Origin of the sequence: Acetobacter suratthaniensis, from assembly GCF_017377745.1 — a bacterium.
Lineage (GTDB): Bacteria > Pseudomonadota > Alphaproteobacteria > Acetobacterales > Acetobacteraceae > Acetobacter > Acetobacter suratthaniensis.
Genome location: NZ_JAFVMG010000007.1, coordinates 124,205 through 145,562, shown reverse-complemented (window position 1 = coordinate 145,562; position 21,358 = coordinate 124,205). Strand labels below are relative to the sequence as shown.

Below are 21,358 nucleotides of genomic sequence, written 5' to 3'. Positions count from 1 at the left end.
TTCAGCAAAAACCCTTAAAATGAGGAAAGAGTGTACAAATATGCCGTTCGAGGCATATTTTAAGAGCCTCTGAAATAGCGTTTATCCCGACAATCCTGTTGGTAAATCTTGAAGGGAAAGAGCCGTGTCCGATATTCCTGAGAGCGTTGCATGTCTGGTGGACGCTGCGGGTGTGGACGCGGTTCTTTCGTTTCTGGAAGCGTTTGGCGGCACGCGGCTGTATGTTTCCAAACGGGCTGACAACAGCCGCCTGACCCAGATGTATGGCGATGATCTGGCCAGAGCGATCTGCCAGAATTTTGGGCCGGGATACTGGGATGTTCCCATGCACAAGGCATGGCGTGTTCTGTGTTACCGCAATGCAGGCCTGCCGGTTACCGAAATGGCGACCCGAACCGGCCTGAGTGTTCGTCAGGTCTATGCGACACTGGCGCGTATGCGGGAGAATGGTGTGCGTGTTTTTGCGCCGCGCGCTGGCCGCCGGGTTGATGAGCGGCAGATTTCCCTCTTCTGAACGCCCCCCTGTTATCTGACAGTCTGCCAGCCCCCTTCCATGCGCGCGTATCGTCGCAGGCATGGACAGCAATTTCGAAAAAATCGCGACAGAGACCGAGGGCCGCGAAGGTCTTTACTCCGCAACGCGCAGTGATCCGGGTAACTGGACATCGGGCATTGTTGGTGTTGGCCGTCTGGCTGGCACCATGCGTGGTATTTCAGCACCTGTCATGGCCCACTGGCTGGGTTCGGCCGAACTGGTCACCCCCCAGATCATGCGCGGGATTACCCACGCGACTTTCCTGACAATCGCCCGTGCTCTCTACTGGCGGACCCTGAACTGCGCAGCCCTTGGGCCGGGCCTCTCCCGCATGCTGTTTGACTTCGGGTTCAATTCCGGCGTGTCACGCGCGGGCCGCCAACTCCAGCACATTGTGGGGCTGTCTGACAGTCTGGTTGATGGCGATATCGGGCCGCGAACTCTGGCGGCAGTGGTTGCCGTATCGGCCCCGACCGTGGCCCCGCTGGTCAGCCCTGCTTGGGGGCAGAAGCTTCAGCAGGATCTGGGGGTATCGCCCGATGGGGCGCTTGGCCCGGTTACCATGGCCGCTGTGGCGCGGCAGGCCAATGCCGGAGCCGTGACACGCGTGCTGATTTACGCCCTCGCCTCCGCGCAGGAGCAGGCATACCGCAGTTTCAGGGGGTTTGATGAATACGGGCATGGCTGGCTCGCCCGGCTGGACTGGCGGGTAAGCCGCGCCCTGTCCGATCTGGATGGTGCTGTCAGCGCCTAGCGTTTCCCGCCGCGCGGGCGCGCGGGGCGGCTTATCCGATCATGGCGCTCACGCGGCGTCGTTTTTTTCATGAGGCAATCATGTCTGTTTCGGTCATGGGTATTCTCTCGCCCCTGTTCAGCGTCATTAACGCCATTGTGCCCACACTGGTGGGCAGCAAGCTTTCCAACTACTCCTCCATCGCCCAGACGGCGGTGAAGTCCGCCGTGACCTCCATTGATGGTGGGATCGACAAGCTGCAGGCCGCTTTCGACACGTTCGAGGCGGGCAATCAGGTCGTGTCCGCATCGATTGCGGAATTTGTCACGCTGGCCAATTCGCTGGGCATTGCCCTGCCCAAGGAGGATGCGATCGTGACGCACCTCAAAGCCGCCATTGCCGATCTGTCGGGTATTCTCGTGCCGCAGACGGCCGACACGACCCCCGTTGCCGCGTCCAGCGCATCGGTGGCGACAGCCACGGCCAGCACGACTTCCGACGCGTAACGGCCGAACGCCATGCTGGGAGCGGAAGCGGCACCGGGCTTGCCGCATGGGTTGGAGCTGCTGGCCTGCGTTGCCGCTCTCGCTCTCGGGGTGGCTGTTCTGGCCCTGTCCAGAGTGAGTGCTCTGGCAACGCGCCAAGAGGGACACGAAAAAGCCGTTGAGCAGATCAGCCGACGGCTTGAGGAAATCCGCGAAAACGGGATGCAGCAGAAGGAACTGCTGCACCTGTTGATCAAGGGGCATGTCGATGCCCGAAGGGACTGAAAATCATGAGTGTGGCACGGGTTCTTATTGAGGATTGCCGTCTGCGTATCCTCAAGACACTGAAGGAAATCAGTGACGGGCGTATGGGGGAGCCGGTGCTGCTGCGTGTGCTGCGCGCCGAAGGCTGCCCGGTGGATTTTGACCGACTGCGGGCTGACCTGCACTGGATGGAGCAGAATGGCTGCCTGCGGATTGAACGCCTGCCGACCGAACGCCCCGGCGACACGGTGTGGGTGGCCGTGCTGACGGATACCGGCTCACGGGTGGCTGAAGGGGTGCAGCTGATTAACGGCGTGGCTGTGTCTCTGGTCCGATAACCATGGGGAGGCCATCATCCGTGGACAGGCAGCCAGAAGAAATCCGTGACGAAATTGCCCGGCTGCGCGCGCACGGGCACAGCATTGACGAAATTCTGGCAGCACTGCGGGAACTGGACGTAACCGACATCAGCCGTTCCGCGCTGGGTAGGCATCTGCACCGCAGCGAGAAGCTGGCGGCCCAGCTCGTGCGCTCACGCACCATGGCCGAGGCGCTGGCCAGACGGACGGGTGATGGCGGTGCGTCACAGTTTGCCCGTGCAAATATCGAGTTGCTGCATGGGATCATTCTTGATCTGCATATGGCGGCTGAGGAAGGCGACGATAAATCGTGGCTTAAGACCCTGCAGGGGAACCCGGCCGGTATCATGGCTCTGGCCAAGGCGCTGGATCACCTGACCCATGCCAGCAAGACGGATGCGGAATTCATCAAGGAAATCGAAGCGCAGACCGAGGCGCGGCTCCGCAGACAGGCCGAGAAAAACCTGAAAATGCTGGCGAAGGAAAAGGGGCTTTCTGACGAAACTACCAAAATGATCCGCGACCGCATTCTGGGCGTGAAATCATGACTGGCGGGCAGGACGTAATCCCGACACCGGCCCGTGTTCTTACCAGTCCATCACGGGAGTTGTCGGCCACAACGGCACTCATTCCGTATCAGTCACGCATTATCGAAGATTATATGGCGCACGAAATTCTCGTTATCGAGAAATCGCGCCGTATCGGTATTTCGTGGACGCTGGCGTGGCTGGCCGTCACCGTTGCCGGTGCTGCGGCCACTGCTGGCGGCATGGACGTGTTTTACATGGGTTATGAAAAGGACATGACCCGGCAGTTTATTGATGACTGCGGAAAAGCCGCCAGAATACTGCAAATGGCCGCGTCCAATGTTCAGGAAGACCTGTTCATAGACCCCAATAATCCTGACCGTGATCTGAAGATTTTCCGTATCGACCTTGCATCCGGCTTTGAAATTCTCGCCCTGCCGTCTGTTGCCCGTGCATTCCGGTCGAAACAGGGGCTGGTCATCCTTGATGAAGCCGCGTTTGTGGATGATCTGGACGCGATGATTACCGCCGCCCTGGCGCTGCGTATCTGGGGTGCGAAGATCATCATTCTGTCCACCCATAACGGCGATACCAACCCGTTCAATGAACTGGTCGAAGGTATTCGTGCCAAACGCACGGATTATCAGGATTACCACCTGATCCGCATCACCTTTGAAGATGCAGTCAAGGACGGTCTTTATCGTGCGGTCTGCGCCAAAAGTGGCAAGGAATGGACGTTCGAGGGCGAAAAGAAGTGGTATGAAAAAATACTGCGCGAGTTCGGCAGCAAGGCCGATCAGGAACTGCACGTCATCCCCACGGCAACCAAAGGCGCATATATTCCACGCGCCTTGATAACGGCCCGCACATCCAATTCTGGCGTGGTTGTGCGGTGGGGGTGTGACGACAAGTTTGTGATGCTGGATGAACCTGTTCGCAGGCAGGAAGCCGAAGATTTCTGCAAGGAAGAACTGCTTCCGTTACTGCATGCCCTAGACCCGAAAACCCCCCACGTATTTGGGCAGGATTTTGCACGATCAGGGGATTTGTCGGTCATCTGGATCATGGCGTTGGAACAGTCGCTTGTCCGCACAACGCCCTTTGTTCTGGAACTGCGCAATGTTCCGTATGAACAGCAAAGACAGATTTTGTGGTTTATCCTGAAGCGCCTGCCACGTCTGCGGGCGGGTGCCATTGATGCCACCGGCAATGGCGGCTGGCTTGGTGAAGTGACAAGGCAGAAGTTTGGCGCGCGTATTCAGGCCGTGAGTTTTTCAGAGGCTTGGTACCGCGACAACATGCCGCCATTTAAGTCTGCTTTTGAAGAAGGCTCTCTTACCATACCAGCCGACCGGGATGTGCATGACGACATTCATGCGCTCCGGCTGGTGAACGGTGTTGCCCGCATTCCGGTAAAGCGCACGGAAGATGAAAGCGGGCAGCGCCATGGTGACGCCGCCATTGCGGCTGCTCTGGCCTACGCAGCCAGCAGCGCGGACCCAGATATTTATGAATTCACCGCTGTGCCTGATCCACGCCGTAGTCTGGGCGGCGGACGGGATTACAGCGCGGATATCACGCCGGACGCACGCAACCGGGCCGAAGATTTCGGCGCGCGGGCGGATGATTTCGGCCTGCGAGGGGGAATATCGCTATGACGGATGTCGCGTGGATCTGTGCTGCCCTTATCTGTGTGTTGCTGGTCGGGGTCATGATCTGGGTCAGCCGGGCTTTTACTCAGGCGGCGCAAAAGGAACAGGCGCAGGCTCAGGCATCCATTGTCGCGGGGATCAGCCGTCAGGCGGTGACGGTGGAGCGGGCCATGGCGGAAGCCCAGACAGCCGCTCCCGGTGATGACGTGGCCCTGCAACAACGCCTGAAGGACGGGACATTCTGATGCGCGCGCTCATGATTTTATGTGTGTGCCTGCCATTGTGCGGCTGCACGACCCCTGTGCTGCGGCCCGAGTGCCCGACACTGGTCAGTTATTCCGCCGCTGAGCAGACAGCGCTGGCGCAGGAACTCGCCGCCCATACAGACATGCCCATGACCCACCGCGCCATGCGTGATTACGCGGGCCTGCGCGATCAGGGGCGGGCCTGCCAGAAGGCGGCGGACTGATGGCGACCCTGCTCGACCAGTATGGACAGCCGATCAGCAGCACCGAGCTGAAGGACGATGCCGCAGGGGCGCGGATGGTCGGTTTGCGCCCGGCCGTGGTGGCGACCCCGATTGGTGACCTGACACCAGCGCGGATCGGCGCATTGATGGCGCAGGCTGATCAGGGCGACAGTCTGGCGTGGCAGGTGCTGGCCGAGCATATCGAGCGGCGCGATCTGCACTATCTGGGAGTGCTGAACACACGCAAACGGGTTGTGGCGCAGCTCCCCATTACGGTCACACCCGCATCGGACGATCCCAGACATGTGGCGCATGCCGATTTTGTGCGTGGGTGGGTGGAGCGGGGCATCCTGCGTCGTGCGCTGTTTGACATGATGGATGCGATGGCCAAGGGGTTTTCCGTCCATGAGATGGACTGGCACTGCGAGGCCGGGAACTACTACCCGGAGCGCCTGAGCTTTCGGCCCCAGCGGTGGTTCGAAGTGAGCTACGAGGACGGCGAAACCATCCTGATCCGTGACCAGAACGGCGCTCCCGCGAAAAGCCCCGTGCCGGATGGTGTGACGCAGATCGGCTTTACGGACATGATGGCGAGCAAGTTTGTCGTGCATCGGCATCCATCATGGTCGGGGCTGACAATCCAGAGCGGATTGACGCGGGCCTGTGTCTGGGCGGTGATGTTCAAGCTGTTCACGAACCGCGACTGGGCGCTGTTCGTGCAGAATTATGGTCTGCCCATGCGGGTGGGCACCTATGGCCCCAGCGCATCGGAAGAGGATCGGAACGTGCTGTTCCGCGCCCTGACGGATATCGCGGGCAACTGTGCCGCCATGATTCCGCAGGGGATGGAAATCGACTTCAAGGAGCCCAAGAACGGCGCGGGTGCCAATGATATCCACGAACGGCGGATGCGGTTTCTGAATGAGGAAATAAGCAAGGCGGTTCTGGGGCAGACCGGCACGACCGAAAGCAAGGCGGGCGCGCATGCATCGGGAGCCATTCACCGGCTTGTGCAGGATGACATCGAGCGGGCCGATGCCCTGATGCTGTCCTTTACCGCCAGCGCGCAATGCGCGGCTCCCATGGTGGCCTTCAGCTTCGGGCCGCAGGATCAGTATCCCATTATTTCCATAGGGCGGCCGGATGAACCGCCACTGACCGAGCTGATCGCGGCCATTCAATGGGCCGGGCCGCAGGGCTGGCTGGTGCGCGCGCAGGATCTGTATGACCGCTTCGGGCTGAAGCCGCCTGAACAGGATGACCTGGTGGTGGGCACGAAAGCCCAGCCGCAGCCTGTGGAGCCACCCCGCACACTCCCGGCCGAGGCGCTTGCCGGACGGACTGAACCAGCACGGGTGCCTGCCCCGACCGTTAGTAGCGAACGTGTGCCGACAGAAAAAGCGCCTGAGCAGCGGGCGGCCCATGCGGCGCTGTCGGAGCGTCTGAGGCGGCTGATGCAGGCCCATGCGACGCAACCGGCTGCGCCCACCCTGATGGAACTGGCCGCGCAGGGCATGGCGCGTGATGCCCAGAGCGCTCTGGATGGCATGATCGATCAGGCCCGGCATGTGGTGATGCACGCCACCGACATGGCGGATATGGCGCGCGGCATGGCGGCGCTGAATCTGTCTGAGGATGCATTTGCCCGGCAGATGGCGCAGGGCATGATGGTGGCGAACCTGCTGGGCGAGTTCGAGGTGTACGAAGAAATGGCGGCCAATGGCTGATGCGGGCGACCTCGGTTCCGTCCTGCGTATGCCGCCATCCGAGGCGAGCGCGTTTTTCCGGCAGAAACTCAATGTGCCAACAAAGCACTGGGACGATCTGTGGCATGAGGCGCATGCACGGGGCTTCATGGTGGCGGGGGCCGCGTCTGAGGCGTTGCTGGAGGATCTGCGCAAGGCCGTTGATCAGGCCATTGCAGGCAAGCTGACGGCGCAGACGTTCCGCAAGGAGTTTGACGCCATCGTGGCCCGGCATGGCTGGGCGCATAACGGTAGTGCTGCATGGCGCTCGAACCTGATTTACGGCGTGAACACCTCCATGGCGTATTCAGCCGGACGCTATGCCCGCCAGACCACGCCTGAAGCGCTGGAGATGTTCCCTTACTGGCAATACCAGCATCATACCTGCCAGCATCCACGGCCCGAGCATGTCGCGTGGTCGGGCCGGATTTTTCGGGCGGATGATCCGTGGTGGAACACACATTACCCACCCAATGGCTGGAAGTGCCATTGCACGGTGAATGTCCTGTCCGAGCGCATGATGCGGCGTATGGGACTGGAGGTTTCCACACCGCCGCCGCTCAACCCGCGCCCATGGTACAATAAACGCACAGGCAAGACCGTGCTGGTGCCTGAAGGTATCGACCCCGGCTTTGCCTACAACCCCGGCAAGGCGTGGCAGCAGGGACAGGCACCCCAGACTGGTGGCCGCTTCAGGGCGGAAGACGCGGGGCCGGTTGCGCCACCGCCATCACCGCCGCGCATGCCACCTGCTCAAACGACCCCGCCCCCCCACGAAACGCCTCTGGCACCCGTGCCAGAAGAGCACCGTAATGATGCGCGCCGGGCCGCCATTTTACGGTTGAAGCAAAATCCCGTGGGGCATGTGCCAGTCGGGGAAATGCCCGATGCGGTGCGCAAGGCGCTGGGCGCGCAAACCGGCACCGTGCGCCTGTCGGGCGAAACCATGGAGAAGCAGCTTCATAAGCATGGCGACCTGACCGATGCCGATTACGCACATCTGCCCGATGCTCTGGCACGGCCCGATGTCGTGGCCCGTCAGGGCGAGCGGCGGGTGCTGTTCTTCCACCATGCGGGGCAGCTCTATCGGGGGGCGCTGAAGACTACGGGTGATGGCACGGAAAACTATCTGCTCTCCTTCCATCGCACCACGAAAGAGAAAGCCGCGAAGGCGCTGCGTGGCATGCAGATTCTCTCGGGCGATCTGGCGGCGCTGCCAGATGACGAAAGTGCCGGGGACGGAAGCGAGTAAGGGAATGACGCGCCGGGGGGCCAGCCAGAACCCCCAAACGAACCCGCCACGGGGGCGGTTCTATGGTCGGCTGAATAACACCATGTCTCGGCGCGTCACGGGCATCATATCGGAAGTCGGGGAGGAAATTCAATGTCTGTTGCCGTGAGTATGGACTGGGACGACCTGCACGCAACACTTGGCCGGATCGCGGCGGTCGGCCTGCATCCTGAAGGTGTGCTGGCCGCGATAGGGCTGCCGCTGGAAGACAGCACGCGGCAGCGCTTTGACAGTGGGCGTGATCCCGATGGTGTGGACTGGCAGAGCTACGCCCCGCTGAACCCGCTTTATGCGGCAGTGGAGAAGCAGGGGGTGGGCATTCTGGTAGAGAGCGGCAAACTGCGCGGGTCGATCCGCTCTGTCGTGGTGGGCAGCGAGCTGCTGGTGGGATCGGATGAAGTGTATGCTCCGGTGCATCAGTTCGGTGCGGTGATCCAGCCCAGAAACGGGCGGTATCTCTCTTTCATGATGGGTGGGCATCTGTGGCACGTCGATAGCGTGCTGATTGAAGCGCGCCCCTACCTTGGTCTTTCCGAGGAAGACAGGGTCAGGATTATAGAGGAACTGGAGGCGGCTCTGCTGCGCGCCATAGGCGGCGATGGTGGCGTGTGATGGGTGAGCGGGTTTTAAAAGGTTTCTAAAAGGGTTTAAAAGGGGGCTACAGCGTGTTTTAGGGACTGCGCGGGGAATTAGGCGCATTCTCTGCCAGACACGCTCTGGGGCGAAAAAATCAGACCCGGCGTTTCGGGGTGCCGCAGCACATCTTTTCTGCCCCTGTTATCTGACAGTCTGCCAGCATGGATTGCTCCGCGCGATATTGGGGCCATGCGAAAGACATGCGCCCTTCACATGACCCAGACGCACACCGGCACCACACCGCCGGAGTGGATACACATCCTGCCCGCAGGCACCTTTAAGGGTGACGACGGGCGTGGGCCGTATGTGCTGCGTGACCCGCAGGGCGTTATCGCCAGTTCCATGCGTGCGGGCAGAGGCAAACTGACGCTGGACGAAAACCATTCCACCGACACGGCCGCCAAGATCGGCATGCCCGCGCATGCCATGGGCTGGATTGTGGAACTACAGGCCCGCGCAGACGGGATATGGGGGCGTGTCGAATGGACGCCGCCCGGTGCTCAGGCAATGGAAAACCATGCCTACCGGGGTGTTTCCCCACTGATCGAGTATGACCCGGACGGAACGGTAAAGCGCATCATGCGGGCATCGCTGACCAACGCTCCGAACCTGACACTGACTGCCCTTCATCATCAGACAACAACACAGGAGACGACGATGGATCTCGAAGCCATCGCGCTGGCGCTTGGCCTGCCCGCCAGCGCCACGCAGGCGGACGTTGAGCGCGCCCTTGCCGAAGCAAAGTCCAACCGGGCGCTGCATACCAGCCTGAGCGGGCTGCTCAACCTTGGAGCGGACGCGGACGCCACGGCCATTGCTACCGGCGTGCGCGCCCGGCTTGAGGGTGAGAGCGCGCATGCGCAGGCCCTCACGGCCGTGCAGACCGAACTGGCCGCCCTCAAGCAGCGCGATGCGGTGCGCACGGCGGAAGCGGCCGTGGATGGTGCCGCACGCGATGGGCATGTGATCAGTGCCGAACTGCGCGGCGAACTGGTTGCCCTCCATGCCACCAACCCTGAAATGGCGGCGAAGATTATCGCGCAGCTTCCCAAAATTCCGCAGGGGCAGGTTTCCCAAATGACAGGAGCCGCCCATGCGGCGCAGGCAACCCCGCGCGCGGATGCCGGGGCTGACCCGAAGGCCGTTGCCGCCATGGACGCCACCTTCAAGGTGACGGACGCCGAACGCACGGCGCTGGAGGCTGGCAATGCTTACTGATGATCGCGCGCTGACCCGTATCCCCTGCGGGCATGGGCCTGAATTCGGGCTGCCTGTCGCGGCTGGCATGAAAGTGTTTCGTGGGTCCATCGCCGCCGTGTGTCAGGATGGCACACTGGCGCAGGCTGGTACTGCGGCACCGCCTTCTCCCATTGTCGCAATCGCGGGCATTGCGCGGCATGGGCAGGACAACACCGGCACGTCCAATACGTTTGGCGAGCATAGCGGTGCTGGCAGTGTGTGGTGCGAACGCGGCACATGGGCATTGCCGTTCGATGTGGCTCCCACATGGGCTGACGTGAACAAGCCCGTTTACGCGGTCGATGATGAGACCGTCTCTCTCACCCAAACACCCGAAGGTGGTTCCGCGCGGATGCAGGTCGGCACGTTTGCCGGTCTGGACGCACAGGGCACCGCCTGGACGTATCTGGCATAAGGCGCGCTGAACAATGGAAATTACCGCAGGTAACATCAACGCGCTGAGCACGCGCATCAATCTGGCGTTCAACCGCCCGCTCGGTGTGGTGCAGCCGACATGGCAGAAATTCGCGCTGGAAATGCCCTCCACATCCGCTGCGAATTTCTTCCCGCGCATGGCGGAACTGCCGGGTATCCGTGAGTGGCTTGGTCCACGCCAGATACACCAGCTTTCCACGGCTGACCGTATGGTGCTGGCCAACAGGACGTTTGAAGAGAGTTTCAGCGTCAAACGCGAGGATCTGGAAGACGACACCTACGGCTATATTTTTCCGTGGGTGGAATCGCTGGGTCAGGATGCCGCGACCTTCCCGGACAAGCTGGTTTACGAAACCCTGTCCAAGGGGCGCGCCAGCAAGTGCATGGATGGCCAGAACTTCTTCGATACCGATCATGAGGCAACTGCCAGCACGGGCAAGACCGTTTCCTATGCGAATATGAGCACGATTGCCAATGGGGAGGCAGCGCAGCCGTGGTGGTATCTGTTTGATACGAGCAAGCCGCTGAAAGCGATGATCTTTCAGAACCGGCGCGCCTTCACCATCACGCCGCGCACACAGCTCAATTCCGAGAATGTGTTCATGCACCGTGAGTTCCAGTGGGGAACGGATGGGCGCTGCGCGGCTGGATACGGCATGTATCAGTTTGCCTTCTGCTCGAACCGGCCTCTGACGGGGGCTGTGTTCCAAGATGCCATTGCCCGCATGGCCAGCCAGTGCCGCCGGGATGGAACGCCCTATGGCGTACAGCCCACGTTGATGGTGGTGCCCCGCAATCTGGAAGGGGCTGCGCGCATGCTGCTCAAGAGCACGCTGGTCATGAGTCTGGCGGATGACGGGAAAACGTATGGCCCGACATCCAACGTCTGGGCCGATTACTGCGATCTGCTGGTGGCCGACCGGCTACCGCAGGCAGTGGGGGCGTAAGCCATGGGGCGCGCACCGAAGGATCATGCTGCCAACCCCAGCGCCGCAGCCGCTGCATCAGAAGAGGAAATTTCTCAACTGGTCGCTGCGGTTGAAGAGGCCACGATCATCCCACAAGAACTGGGTGCTGGTATTGTTTTGCCGGGTACGGATCTTCGCGCGGACGGTGGGACACCGGTTAAGATCGACCCGGATCGTCTGGTGTGGCTGTTCACTGGCCCCATGGGTTACGTGCCGCGTGGCAGCCTGATCATTGTGTGCCGCGCGCCGGGCTTCCGGCGTGCTGGGATCGAGCATCCACCGGTGGCGGTTTACCCGTTTGACCATTTCACGACCGAGCAGATCAGAAGCATGGAAGAAGAGCCCATGCTGCAACTGATCGGGGTGGGTTTCTGATGAGCGCCTATGCCACGGTTGCCGATATGACGCAGGCGTTCGGTGAGGATGAGCTGATCTCGGTCACGACGCCTGCCGGAGTTGAATACACGGCGATTGACGAGGGGAAGGTCACCACGGCCATTGCCGTGGCTTCTGACGAGATCGACAGTTATCTGCGCCGTCGTTACGCGATGCCGCTTGCCAGCGTTTCGCCCAAGCTGCTTCAGGTCTGCTGCGTGCTGGCCCGGTGGGTGCTGTGGACGAAAACCGCGACAGCGCCCTCGGACGCCATGCGGGCCGACCGCAAGGATGCGATTGCATGGCTGGGCGGGATCAACGCTGGCAGCGTGACACTGGATGGAGCCGTGGCCCTGAATGTGGGCAATGACTTCAGCCGTATCGCGACCCGCCCGCCATGCGTGGGGTTCGGGCTGTGACAGACGCCGTTCTGCCCCTGCTGCGTGATGGTGGCCCGATACTGGCGGCCTATGAGGCGGTGCGCGCTCTGCTGGAGCAGGTCTTTCCACCTAGCCTGTTCCGCTACCACTCCGTGCAGCCGCGTATGTCGCCCCAGCGATGGGCGCAGATTGCACAGGTCGCCCCGGCCATTGGCATGAGCGTGGCGGACTGGAACGCATCCGCCCTGTCAGGGGCGGCGTATCGGGGGGATGTGAGTATTCCGGTCTTTCTGATTGTCCGTCAGGAAAAGCCTGAAGACCTGCTCAAAGGTGGACCGAAAACCCCCGGCGTGATGGGCATGATGGCGGCGGCCATTTTCGCTCTGGACAGCAAACGCATTGCGGGGGTGGGCCAGATCGCGGTGCGGCGCGCGAGCAATCTTGAGGCCGCGAACTGGATTGATGATCGCACCGCCATCGCGACCCTGAACGTGGTGGTGAAAAACGTCGGCTACAGCCAGACGGAACTGAGTGCCGTGTTGCAGGACCTCAATGAGATGGACGGCACATGGGATTTCGCGCCGACCGAAACGGAACAGAGCAGTGGAGCAGATGAGGCATGAACACGCTGATCAGTGTCACACCCAGACATCCCGAAACCCTACGGGACGCCAGCGGCAGGCTGGTGGGCAACGGGCCGGTGGACGTGGATAGCCGCGATCCGTTCTGGCGGCGTCTGATCCGCTGGGGCGACGTGGTGGAAGCACCGGCCGCAACGGCAAAAACCACATCCGCCCCCACAGCGGCGGCAACCGCCCCGGCGGCCCAGAACGGGAGTAAATCATGACCTCGGTAAGCCTGACGGAAATTCCCGACAACTGGAACGTGCCGGGCAGCAATGCCGAAATTACGGCCGTGCGCGATGGGGAGAGCCTGGTATCCATGCCCCTGCGCGGGCTGCTGATCGGGCAGCTTGCGGGGGGTGTTGCCAATGCCCTGACCGCCGTGCCGATTACCGACCCCAGCCAGCCTGCCGCCCTGTTTGGCGCGGGCACATCACTGGCGCGCGCTGCGGTCAAACTGCTCGGGGCCGCCCCATACCAGCAGATCGACGTGATTGGCGTGAAGGTGGCTGACACCTTCGTAAAGGCCAAGGGCGGGGTGCTGCCTGTGGGATCGCCTACCGCCAACGGCACGGTGGCGCTGTATATTGGCGGTGTGCGCGTGCCTGTCGTGCTGACAAGGGGCATGACACCGGCACAGATGCAGGCCGCGATGGTGGCGGCCATTGCTGCGGTCAGCGATGCGGCTGCTCTGGTGAGTGTCGTGGCCAACGCCAATACGGCATCTGTTGACCTGACGCTTGGCGAAGCCGGTGTAATCGGTAACGACCTTGATCTGCGGATGAGTGCCGCCCATGCCGATCAGGTGGCGGGGGTAGGCTTTACCATAACGCCCTTTGCGGGCGGTGCTGGCTCGGTCGATATTGCCGATGCGCTGGATGCGGTTTTCGCCACATGGTACACCGACATGTATCTGACGGTGAACGATGCCGCCAACCTGACGACCTTTACCGCTGAACTGACGCGCCGGTATGGGGCGATGGTCAAGCAGGATGCCCACGGGTTTGTGGGCTTTCGTGGCACCTATTCGGACACGCTGGCCCTGCTGGCGACACTGAACTGTCCGTATCTGTCCCCCATTGTGGCCAATGCCCCGCGCTGGGCTCCGTGGGAAGCCGCCGCCGTTCTGGGCGGCATTGCCTCGACAGCCGCCAATAGCGACCCGGCGCGGCAGATGCAGGATCTGGTGCTGACCGGCCTTGCTGGCCTTGCCCCGGATGCCGCCGACCTCTTCAACGAAGACATGCGCAATGTCATTCTGGGTCAGGGCGGCACCACCTTCAAGGTCGAACAGGATGGCACGGTGCTGATCGAGCGCGTGCCTACCACCTACAAGACCGATGCGAACGGCCTGCCCAGCACAGCCTATTTCGACATCATGACCCCCAAGACGGACACGCGTGTGCGTTATGAATGGCGCAGCTACACGTCTGGCTGGAGCCGCCTGAAACTGGCGGATGATGACAGTCCGCTTGGTACGGTTGATGGCGTGATCACGCCAAAAATCGCCAAGACCGAATGTCTGATCCAGCTCAAGCTTTATGAAGCGCAAGGCTGGATCATGGATGTGGATGCGCTGGCGGATCAGGTGGTGTTCTGGATCGACCCGGCGAACAAGAACCGCCTGCTTTACAAGATGCCCATCCGGGTCATTGGCAACCTGATCCGGCTCGATGGCCAGATCCAGACGGAGTATTGATGAATGGCCAATGCTGGTGACGTGATCGGCATTATCCAGATTTATTCTGGATCGAAGCTGATCGACTGCACGCCGGGCAGCAAAATACGTTTGCCCGGCCGTAAGAACACCGCCGTGCCAACCGGCTACAAGACCCGCACGGCCGCGAGCTATCAGGGTGGGCAGGTTGACGCCACCGCCCTGATGGGCACCGGGGATGATCTGGACTGGCCCGATCCGTCCGCGCGGGGGCCTTTGCAGGTGCGCTGCGATACCGGGCAGGTGATCGCCATTACCGATGCCATTATTGAGCAGAAGCCCGATATCGGCGACGGCGGTGGCAAGGCGGCCCTGCGCTGGTTCTTCGACAATTACACTATTCAGGTGACATCATGAGCAAGCACGAAGCCCCGACCGTTTCCCATACCGCCACCGATGCGCTGCACGGGAAGCAGGGGACGGTCATTATTGATGACGCAGCCTTCCATGATGGCGGCGCGGCAGATGAAGACCGACCTGCACTCCCGAAAGGGGCGGTCTGGCAGAATGACGGCACTGTGCGGCTGACGCTGCGCGCGCCGGTGGTTCAGGTCATTCAGGAACAGGGAGACCATTCCAAAGAGCATCAGGTCACCGCTGTTGTTTTTCACCCCCTGACCGGGGCAGCCATGCTGCGCATCCAGTCCGCCAAGGATGACGGGAAGCGCGCTCTGGCCATGATGCAGGAATCCTCCCGCCTGAGTGGTTTCACGGGTGAGGATATTTTCAAGCGCATGGACGCGCGGGACTTTGTGGCCAGCACGATGATCGCGTCGATTTTTACCAATCCTGGCCTGTAAACTGGGCGGTGGTCGTAACCGCTCTGGCGCATGGTCAGGGTTGGTCGAAAGCCGAATACATGGCCATGACATGGCCGGAGCTGCGTTTCTGGTCTGAGCAGCTCCGGGCCTTTTTTGAAGAACAGGCCGCACAGTCGCGGGGTGGGAGCTGAAATCGGTGGATGGTTCACAACTGACCGCCGCCCTGCGGCTGACCCTCAAGGACGAAGCCTCTGGTGGCGTCAAGGCACTGGACGAGGTTTTCGGGCGGCTGAACGCCACACTTGACCGGCTTTCTACCGCGCTGGCCCCCCTTGCTGCTCTGGGAGAAGCCCTGTCCGCCACTACGGCGGGCACCGTGCGGCTGGATGAGGCGCTGAGTGCGTCGGCCGGGGCGGCCAGCCGTATGACCGAGGCAACCCGCGGCGCATCCATGGCGGCCGAAGCGATGGGCACCGCGTTTGGCTCAGCCGCGTGGCAGGTTTCCGAACTGAATGTGACCCTGCGTGAGCTGGGCAGCGCTGAAACGCTGGCAGGCTCGACTGGCGAAGCCATGGGAGCGGAGATCGCGGCCGGGGCCGGACAGGCGCTGGGCGTGGTGGATACCCTGCTGGCCCGGATGCGCGCGCTGCGTGAGAGCATGGCGACGGCTGGCGGTGCCATGATGAATGGCCCGGTGGGGGCGTGGGCGGGCGATGTGCGCGAGGCTGGCCGTGGTTTTGCCGGAAGCCTTCAGGGCAGCATGCACCATGCCATGACCGCCGGGCTGTCCACAATGGCGATGCTGGAGCCGATCCATGCCTATGCGGACTATGGGAACGCGTTGACCCATATCGGTTTGACACTTGGATTGCATGGTCAGGCCAATGCCGATTATTCCGCCAATCTTGGAAGGCAGATTGATGCGTGGTCACGCCAGTATGGGCAACGCGGCACTGATATGGTGGAAGCCGCGACCTTTCTTAATCAGGAAGGTTACAGTCAGGAACGTATGAATGCGCTGGTGCCTGTCATCGGACAGATCTCAACGGCCTATAACGCGCATCCTGATGCCGTAGCGAGGACGGCCTTTGCACTCAATCAAAATCTTGGCGTTTCCACGCAGGATACAAATGTCGGCTTGGCCATGCTGGCACGCGTGGGCAAAATGTCGGCACTGCCTTTTGAAGAACTGGCCCCCCTGTTCCCGGAACTCGCATCGTCGGCTGCTGGCGTTGGAGTAAAGGGGCTGGATCAGGTGGCAGACCTTGGTGGCATGCTTGCTCTTATTCGGAAAAATACAGGCACGTCAGGTGAGGCTACAACAGCACTCCGTGCGTTCATCCAGACGATTTCCAGCCCACATGCTCGGCATAGATTTGATAAATACGGCATTGATCTCAATCGCACCGTTCTGAATGCGCAGCATCATAATGCCGACCCGCTGGCGGCTGTGCTGGACAGCGTTATGGCCATTGGAGATTCTGACAAACGCTACACTGCCATCGGCGATCTGTTTGGAAACGAGCGCGACCAGCTTTTTACCCGTGCCATGACCCGAGACTGGAAACAGTACACGGGCATGCGTGATGAAGTGCATAAAACATCTGCCTCCATGATTGGAGAAGATTACGACACAGCGCGGAAAAACTCACCGCTCACCCACTTGAATTCGTTTGAGGAAAGCCTCTCCCAGCTCAATCGCCGGGTGGGCAAAGGGTTTGTGCCTGTCATGAATGTCATGACAGGCGCCCTGAACGGGGTGAATACGGGCTTTGAGTGGCTGGATAAGCATGTGCCGGGCGTTACCAGTGGGATCATCACACTGATGGGGGGTGTGCTGGGGCTGACGGCTGGGGCTGCTGCTCTGGGCGTGGTGTGGGGGCCGGTAAGAGCTGGGTTCACGCTGCTCGGGACTGTTCTAGCACCTGTTGAGCGTTTTTTGGGGCTTACTGCCGCGCGCACTGCATTGGTGCGTGGCGGTCTGGTGCTGCTGCGGGCAGCACTTAGTCCGATCCCGCGCCTGATAGGACTACTTGGCACAGGGTTGAGTGCGTTTCTGGCCCTCCCTACCGGGGCTATCGTCGCGATTGTCGCGGGGTTTGTGGCGGTAGGTGCGGCTGTCGCCGATGTGGTGATGCACTGGGATCGGTTTTCCGCTGCATTCCACCAGATTGGGCAGGGGCATGTTCTGGCCGGTGGGCTGGCTGTTCTGCGCCAGCTTTTTACCGATTTTGGTGGCTGGCTGGACGGCTGGACGCACGGCCTTCCCTCCCGGATGCTCGCCAGCCTTGCCTCGGAATGGCATGTGCTGACCGATGGCCTGAGCGCACAGGTCGGCAAGCTGGAGCAGGCTTTCGATACGAGCTGGATCGGTCGGCATATGGGGCTGGCAGCGCCCGTGCCTGCCGGGGCAGCCGCACCGGTGCCGACCATGGCCGGAGCAGCGGCGGCGCAGCAGGGCGCGCAGGGTGGACGGTATGCCGTGCATATCACGACTGATAGGGGAGTTACGGCCCGGCAGGTTTCTGGCCCGCAACAGGGGCTGACCATTGCATCGCCCAATACCGGGCGCACGGTGGGGCGGCCATGAGCGGGACACTGAACCAGATCGGCTCCACCGTCGGTAATGTCGCTGGCACCGCCAGTGGCGTGCTGTCCACCGCGAAATCCCTGACCGGCACGCTGTCTACCGCCGTTGGCATGCTGAACGGGTCGGTGGGGGCCATGGGAGGGCTGGCCAATCTGTCCGGGCTGGGCGGCATGACATCGCTCATTGCCGCGACACTGGCGGAAGCCAGTTTCCGTGGAGTGACGTTTTCCATGCCTGCCTCGGAGGATGAGGTGGGCCGCCGTGTCGTGCAGATGTTCTTTCCCGGCATGGATGATTTCGCCCTGCAGGATCTGGGGGCGCTGGATGGCCCCATACATATTCGCGGGCTGATCTGCGGGGACGACTACGTTTACCGTGCGGGACTGATGCGCGCCGCCCTTGCTACGAAAGGGCCAGCAACGCTGGTGCATCCGTGGTGGGGAGAGCTGAAAGTCCGGCTGGTTGGAGAACCCGCGCGGATCGGCTTTGATGAGAACCGTCTGGGCATCGCCACACTGGAGATGACTGTGGTGCGCGAGCCAAAGCCGGTTTCCGCCAAAAAGAACAGCAGCTCCTTTCTGGACAGCCTGACCCGGCTGCTCAACAAAGCGGACAGCATGCTGGATGCGGCGACATCCGTCATGCGGCAGGTGCTCTCGCCGCTGCTGATCGGCGTCTCGCTCGTCAGGTCTGTAGAAAATAGCGTGTCTGAGGTGGGGGCGATGTTTTCGGGGCTGATCGCCAGCGCATCGGAGCCGGTTTCCACGGCCTGTGCATCCTCTCTGGCTGTCCTGAGCACAGGACTTAGTGTGCCCAAGAGCAACACGGGAACGGTTTTTGCCGACACGGTGACGGACGCACTGGTGGCTGTTCCGGTGGCGATTGCCAATGCCGTTCTGCCAGCCCCGGTTCCAGCCGTTGCCAGTGTAACAGGAGCGGCAGGGGCAACGCAGACCGGCAGCCTGTTTGCTCCGGCACTCGTAACCACCACTGACTATCTGGGGCAACTGGCCACGCAGGGGGCCGGGGGCGTGCTGACACTGGCACCTACGCCCGCCGCCGGAACGGCGCTGCTGATCGCGGCCGCCCGTGGCTGTCTGGCTGTGGGGAGCGTCCTTGCCACCGAACCCGGCGGGGGAGCCGCACTCAGTATCACGCTGGTGGCGGCAACAGCCTGTGTGACCCAAGCGATTGCCACGGCGTCGGCCATAACGTTTGTCAGCACGCAGGATGCGCAGGCAACCCGTGACGCGCTTGTCAGCGTCCTTAATGCACTGGCCGATGCGGTGGTGCGTGCGGCTGCGGTGAAGAGCGGCAACGGGGTTGCACCATCCGCCATTGTGGATCTGTTCTCGGCTATCCAGTCCACCCGCGCCGCCGTTTATGCGGATATTTCAGCACAGCTCGGGCGGTTGCCGTCGGTTATGGCGGTGTCCGTGCCGGTGGAGATGAACCCGTGGGTGCTATCCTACGCTCTGGCGGGAGATACGGCGGCCAATGTGGTGCCGATGCTCGATGACATCGTGATCCGTAATACCCTTCTGACACCCGCGATCATTCCGGCCGGGACGATCCATGTGCTGGAACAGACGATATGAGCACGCAGACCGTGACCGTTCGGGGTGGGCAGAGACCCATGGTAATCAGGATCGCGGGGCGCGAACTGGTGGAATACACATCCGCCGAGGTCGGGCGGGATCTGGCAGACATAGCGGGGCAGTTCCGCATCGGCTACTTCCCGCGTCATGACATGGCGGCGTTTGGCGACAGTTCGCCAGCCCCTGTCTCCCGCACGGCGCTGGCAGAGATTTACCGTGTGACCGAGCATGACCCGGTTGAAATCCTCATCCATGGTCAGACGGTAATGAAGGGCTGGGTGGATGATATCCAGCTCCGTATGGAGGGTGGCGCATTCGAGGCGTGGATCACGGGGCGGGACGTGACGGGTGATCTTGTGGATTCCACCGCCAATCCTACCGGCCCCGGTGAATATCGCATGGTTACGCTGGCCAAGCTGGTGCAGACAATCTGCCTGCCCTTTGGTTTTACCGTGGCGGCGGATGTGGATGCAGGAACCCCCTTTACTCTGGTAGCGCTGGAACCGGCCGAGACGGCGATGGCGGCAATCGAGCGCCATTCACGCCAGCGGGGCGTTCTGGTCACGTCAGATGGTGTGGGCGGCGTGGTGCTGACAAAATCCGGCCAGACGCGAGCCCCCGACAGCCTGCGCAACCCCGGTAATGTGCATGCCATGGAAGCGCGGCTTTCCTCGCGGGGGCGGTTTTCCGATGTCTATGTAAAAGGATCTTTCAACAGCCTTTTAAGGCCTGTTCAAAGCCCGCTGCGGGCTGGAGGCGCACCGCTGGACGCGCCGCCGGATGGCTCCGGTGCCGGGGTAACTCCAGACGCGGCCGAAGCGGCGGCGACCTTGCGCTTTGGTCATGCGATTGATCCAGCCGTGCGTCGCTACAGGCCGCGCGTGTTCCTGTCCGCCAGCCAGAGTGGCGGTTCGGTGGCGGCCCAGCAGGCGATGAACCCGGTTGACCCTAACTCGGGAGCCTCCACCCCGGCATCCGGGGCGTATCGGGGGAGTGTACGGCATGTGCGCCGTAAGGCGATGAAACCCAGAACCGATGCATCTGCCTGGACGATGCAGGATCAGGCGGAATGGCGCATGCGCTCAACCCGCGCGGGAGCAGCCATGCGGGTGTATTCGGTTATCGGGCTGCGCGCGCAGAATGGCGCTCTGTGGCTGCCTAACCAGCTTGTGCTGGTACAGGACCATTTCGCGGGGATTGATCAGGACATGCTCATCGGTGCCGTGACATGGGTGGCGGCACCGGACGGCTACCGCACCCGCCTTTCCGTTGTGCAGCCGGATGTCTATGACCTGACGGGCGATATGGACACCAGCCATAACGGCCTGCGCCGCACGAAACGCGCGAGGGCATTTGATGGCACGGCATCGGGCCGCGCATCATGACGGACAGCTACGACAACGCCCAGAAGCTCCGTTCGCTGACCCGGCGCGCGGTGGTGTATGCGATCAACGATAACGGTGCGGGCCAGACCGTGACCGTGGAGGCGCATGCGGGTTGCCCACGCAGTGATGTGCCTGTGCATCAGCCGTTCGGGTTTTCGTCCCATGCGCCGGTGCGCGGCGCGCTGACCCATGTGATACCGCTGGGTGGGGATGAGGCTGACCTGATGGCGTTGCCCCCCGCCAACCCGTCCACCGGGCATATGGGCGGGCTGTCTGAAGGTGAGAGCGTTCTGTATGACGCGGTGGGTCAGGCGGTCTATCTGCAGAATGGCAGGATTATCCGGGTGCAGGCCGCAACGGAAATGACGATCGAGATTGGTGGTGAGGTCGTGCTGGATCTGACCGCGGACCTTGCAACGCTGAATGTGCCTCTGAAGGTGAAGGGCGGCATACAGGCCAGCGAGGATATTGTGGCCGGGAAAATCAGTCTGCAAAACCACAGCCATGGCGGCGTTCAGGTGGGATTAGCCCGCACGGGAGCGCCGCAGGCGTAAAAATCCTCCTGTTATCCCGCAGTCTGCTAGTCTGGAT

The 21,358-nt window shown here is 61.8% G+C and carries 26 protein-coding genes; all 26 read left to right on the top strand.

From position 1 onward, the window contains the following. The first annotated feature begins 124 nt into the window (after positions 1-124). Entirely contained in the window at positions 125-514 is a 390-nt protein-coding gene (locus tag J2D75_RS08565; RefSeq protein WP_207854358.1) for a hypothetical protein, read from the top strand. A 61-nt stretch (positions 515-575) separates the two neighbouring features. Then, complete coding sequence (locus J2D75_RS08560; protein ID WP_207854357.1) at positions 576-1,289, top strand: glycosyl hydrolase 108 family protein; 714 nt, start codon at positions 576-578, stop codon at positions 1,287-1,289. An 80-nt stretch (positions 1,290-1,369) separates the two neighbouring features. Continuing rightward, entirely contained in the window at positions 1,370-1,774 is a 405-nt protein-coding gene (locus J2D75_RS08555; protein WP_207854356.1) for a hypothetical protein, read from the top strand. 12 nt (positions 1,775-1,786) lie between these two features. Continuing rightward, entirely contained in the window at positions 1,787-2,038 is a 252-nt protein-coding gene (locus J2D75_RS08550) for a hypothetical protein (RefSeq protein ID WP_207854355.1), read from the top strand. 5 nt (positions 2,039-2,043) lie between these two features. Then, positions 2,044-2,355: a VpaChn25_0724 family phage protein gene (locus J2D75_RS08545; RefSeq protein WP_207854354.1), complete on the top strand. Its 312-nt coding sequence runs from the start codon at positions 2,044-2,046 to the stop codon at positions 2,353-2,355. Positions 2,356-2,375: 20 nt separating this feature from the next. Then, positions 2,376-2,924 (top strand): DUF3486 family protein, encoded by a 549-nt coding sequence (locus J2D75_RS08540; protein ID WP_341534970.1) that lies wholly within the window; start codon positions 2,376-2,378, stop codon positions 2,922-2,924. After that, complete coding sequence (locus tag J2D75_RS08535) at positions 2,921-4,561, top strand: hypothetical protein (RefSeq protein ID WP_207854352.1); 1,641 nt, start codon at positions 2,921-2,923, stop codon at positions 4,559-4,561. The genes J2D75_RS08540 and J2D75_RS08535 overlap by 4 nt, the downstream gene beginning before the upstream one ends. After that, positions 4,558-4,800: a hypothetical protein gene (locus tag J2D75_RS08530; protein WP_207854351.1), complete on the top strand. Its 243-nt coding sequence runs from the start codon at positions 4,558-4,560 to the stop codon at positions 4,798-4,800. The genes J2D75_RS08535 and J2D75_RS08530 overlap by 4 nt, the downstream gene beginning before the upstream one ends. After that, complete coding sequence (locus tag J2D75_RS08525; RefSeq protein ID WP_207854350.1) at positions 4,800-5,024, top strand: hypothetical protein; 225 nt, start codon at positions 4,800-4,802, stop codon at positions 5,022-5,024. The genes J2D75_RS08530 and J2D75_RS08525 overlap by 1 nt, the downstream gene beginning before the upstream one ends. Then, positions 5,024-6,751, top strand: a complete 1,728-nt coding sequence (locus J2D75_RS08520; RefSeq protein ID WP_207854349.1) for a DUF935 domain-containing protein — start codon at positions 5,024-5,026, stop codon at positions 6,749-6,751. Before J2D75_RS08525 ends, J2D75_RS08520 begins: the two co-directional genes overlap by 1 nt. Further along, positions 6,744-8,021, top strand: coding sequence for a phage head morphogenesis protein (locus tag J2D75_RS08515; protein ID WP_207854348.1), 1,278 nt, complete (start codon positions 6,744-6,746; stop codon positions 8,019-8,021). Before J2D75_RS08520 ends, J2D75_RS08515 begins: the two co-directional genes overlap by 8 nt. Before the next feature lie 132 nt (positions 8,022-8,153). Further along, complete coding sequence (locus tag J2D75_RS08510) at positions 8,154-8,672, top strand: phage virion morphogenesis protein (RefSeq protein WP_207854347.1); 519 nt, start codon at positions 8,154-8,156, stop codon at positions 8,670-8,672. A 237-nt stretch (positions 8,673-8,909) separates the two neighbouring features. After that, entirely contained in the window at positions 8,910-9,914 is a 1,005-nt protein-coding gene (locus tag J2D75_RS08505) for a phage protease (RefSeq protein WP_207854346.1), read from the top strand. Continuing rightward, the gene (locus J2D75_RS08500) at positions 9,904-10,350 is read left to right on the top strand and encodes a hypothetical protein (protein WP_207854345.1); all 447 of its coding nucleotides are present in this window, start codon (positions 9,904-9,906) and stop codon (positions 10,348-10,350) included. Before J2D75_RS08505 ends, J2D75_RS08500 begins: the two co-directional genes overlap by 11 nt. 13 nt (positions 10,351-10,363) lie before the next feature. Next, positions 10,364-11,317, top strand: a complete 954-nt coding sequence (locus J2D75_RS08495) for a Mu-like prophage major head subunit gpT family protein (protein WP_207854344.1) — start codon at positions 10,364-10,366, stop codon at positions 11,315-11,317. Between the two features lie 3 nt (positions 11,318-11,320). Continuing rightward, positions 11,321-11,713 (top strand): hypothetical protein, encoded by a 393-nt coding sequence (locus J2D75_RS08490; RefSeq protein ID WP_207854343.1) that lies wholly within the window; start codon positions 11,321-11,323, stop codon positions 11,711-11,713. Further along, entirely contained in the window at positions 11,713-12,132 is a 420-nt protein-coding gene (locus J2D75_RS08485) for a gp436 family protein (RefSeq protein ID WP_207854342.1), read from the top strand. Before J2D75_RS08490 ends, J2D75_RS08485 begins: the two co-directional genes overlap by 1 nt. Continuing rightward, complete coding sequence (locus J2D75_RS08480; protein ID WP_207854341.1) at positions 12,129-12,716, top strand: hypothetical protein; 588 nt, start codon at positions 12,129-12,131, stop codon at positions 12,714-12,716. The genes J2D75_RS08485 and J2D75_RS08480 overlap by 4 nt, the downstream gene beginning before the upstream one ends. Continuing rightward, the gene (locus J2D75_RS08475; protein WP_207854340.1) at positions 12,713-12,940 is read left to right on the top strand and encodes a hypothetical protein; all 228 of its coding nucleotides are present in this window, start codon (positions 12,713-12,715) and stop codon (positions 12,938-12,940) included. The genes J2D75_RS08480 and J2D75_RS08475 overlap by 4 nt, the downstream gene beginning before the upstream one ends. After that, positions 12,937-14,415, top strand: a complete 1,479-nt coding sequence (locus tag J2D75_RS08470; protein WP_207854339.1) for a phage tail sheath subtilisin-like domain-containing protein — start codon at positions 12,937-12,939, stop codon at positions 14,413-14,415. Before J2D75_RS08475 ends, J2D75_RS08470 begins: the two co-directional genes overlap by 4 nt. Positions 14,416-14,418: 3 nt before the next feature. Continuing rightward, a complete protein-coding gene (locus tag J2D75_RS08465) occupies positions 14,419-14,790 on the top strand; it encodes a hypothetical protein (RefSeq protein WP_207854338.1) in 372 nt (123 codons plus the stop codon). Continuing rightward, positions 14,787-15,233, top strand: coding sequence for a hypothetical protein (locus J2D75_RS08460; protein WP_207854337.1), 447 nt, complete (start codon positions 14,787-14,789; stop codon positions 15,231-15,233). Before J2D75_RS08465 ends, J2D75_RS08460 begins: the two co-directional genes overlap by 4 nt. A gap of 157 nt (positions 15,234-15,390) precedes the next feature. Continuing rightward, positions 15,391-17,784, top strand: coding sequence for a phage tail tape measure protein (locus J2D75_RS08455; RefSeq protein ID WP_207854336.1), 2,394 nt, complete (start codon positions 15,391-15,393; stop codon positions 17,782-17,784). Beyond that, positions 17,781-19,382 carry a DNA circularization N-terminal domain-containing protein gene (locus J2D75_RS08450; RefSeq protein ID WP_207854335.1) on the top strand — a complete coding sequence of 534 codons (1,602 nt, stop codon included), beginning with the start codon at positions 17,781-17,783 and terminating at the stop codon, positions 19,380-19,382. Before J2D75_RS08455 ends, J2D75_RS08450 begins: the two co-directional genes overlap by 4 nt. Continuing rightward, positions 19,379-20,767, top strand: a complete 1,389-nt coding sequence (locus J2D75_RS08445; RefSeq protein WP_207854334.1) for a phage baseplate assembly protein — start codon at positions 19,379-19,381, stop codon at positions 20,765-20,767. Before J2D75_RS08450 ends, J2D75_RS08445 begins: the two co-directional genes overlap by 4 nt. After that, positions 20,764-21,321, top strand: a complete 558-nt coding sequence (locus J2D75_RS08440) for a phage baseplate assembly protein domain-containing protein (RefSeq protein ID WP_207854333.1) — start codon at positions 20,764-20,766, stop codon at positions 21,319-21,321. The genes J2D75_RS08445 and J2D75_RS08440 overlap by 4 nt, the downstream gene beginning before the upstream one ends. Positions 21,322-21,358 lie beyond the last annotated feature (37 nt).

Coding starts and splice junctions, on each gene's coding strand:
- J2D75_RS08560 (WP_207854357.1), top strand. CDS start 576: ATGGACAGCAATTTCGAAAAAATCGCGACAGAGACCGAGGGCCGCGAA.
- J2D75_RS08555 (WP_207854356.1), top strand. CDS start 1,370: ATGTCTGTTTCGGTCATGGGTATTCTCTCGCCCCTGTTCAGCGTCATT.
- J2D75_RS08550 (WP_207854355.1), top strand. CDS start 1,787: ATGCTGGGAGCGGAAGCGGCACCGGGCTTGCCGCATGGGTTGGAGCTG.
- J2D75_RS08545 (WP_207854354.1), top strand. CDS start 2,044: ATGAGTGTGGCACGGGTTCTTATTGAGGATTGCCGTCTGCGTATCCTC.
- J2D75_RS08535 (WP_207854352.1), top strand. CDS start 2,921: ATGACTGGCGGGCAGGACGTAATCCCGACACCGGCCCGTGTTCTTACC.
- J2D75_RS08530 (WP_207854351.1), top strand. CDS start 4,558: ATGACGGATGTCGCGTGGATCTGTGCTGCCCTTATCTGTGTGTTGCTG.
- J2D75_RS08525 (WP_207854350.1), top strand. CDS start 4,800: ATGCGCGCGCTCATGATTTTATGTGTGTGCCTGCCATTGTGCGGCTGC.
- J2D75_RS08520 (WP_207854349.1), top strand. CDS start 5,024: ATGGCGACCCTGCTCGACCAGTATGGACAGCCGATCAGCAGCACCGAG.
- J2D75_RS08515 (WP_207854348.1), top strand. CDS start 6,744: ATGGCTGATGCGGGCGACCTCGGTTCCGTCCTGCGTATGCCGCCATCC.
- J2D75_RS08510 (WP_207854347.1), top strand. CDS start 8,154: ATGTCTGTTGCCGTGAGTATGGACTGGGACGACCTGCACGCAACACTT.
- J2D75_RS08505 (WP_207854346.1), top strand. CDS start 8,910: ATGACCCAGACGCACACCGGCACCACACCGCCGGAGTGGATACACATC.
- J2D75_RS08500 (WP_207854345.1), top strand. CDS start 9,904: ATGCTTACTGATGATCGCGCGCTGACCCGTATCCCCTGCGGGCATGGG.
- J2D75_RS08495 (WP_207854344.1), top strand. CDS start 10,364: ATGGAAATTACCGCAGGTAACATCAACGCGCTGAGCACGCGCATCAAT.
- J2D75_RS08490 (WP_207854343.1), top strand. CDS start 11,321: ATGGGGCGCGCACCGAAGGATCATGCTGCCAACCCCAGCGCCGCAGCC.
- J2D75_RS08485 (WP_207854342.1), top strand. CDS start 11,713: ATGAGCGCCTATGCCACGGTTGCCGATATGACGCAGGCGTTCGGTGAG.
- J2D75_RS08475 (WP_207854340.1), top strand. CDS start 12,713: ATGAACACGCTGATCAGTGTCACACCCAGACATCCCGAAACCCTACGG.
- J2D75_RS08470 (WP_207854339.1), top strand. CDS start 12,937: ATGACCTCGGTAAGCCTGACGGAAATTCCCGACAACTGGAACGTGCCG.
- J2D75_RS08465 (WP_207854338.1), top strand. CDS start 14,419: ATGGCCAATGCTGGTGACGTGATCGGCATTATCCAGATTTATTCTGGA.
- J2D75_RS08460 (WP_207854337.1), top strand. CDS start 14,787: ATGAGCAAGCACGAAGCCCCGACCGTTTCCCATACCGCCACCGATGCG.
- J2D75_RS08450 (WP_207854335.1), top strand. CDS start 17,781: ATGAGCGGGACACTGAACCAGATCGGCTCCACCGTCGGTAATGTCGCT.
- J2D75_RS08445 (WP_207854334.1), top strand. CDS start 19,379: ATGAGCACGCAGACCGTGACCGTTCGGGGTGGGCAGAGACCCATGGTA.
- J2D75_RS08440 (WP_207854333.1), top strand. CDS start 20,764: ATGACGGACAGCTACGACAACGCCCAGAAGCTCCGTTCGCTGACCCGG.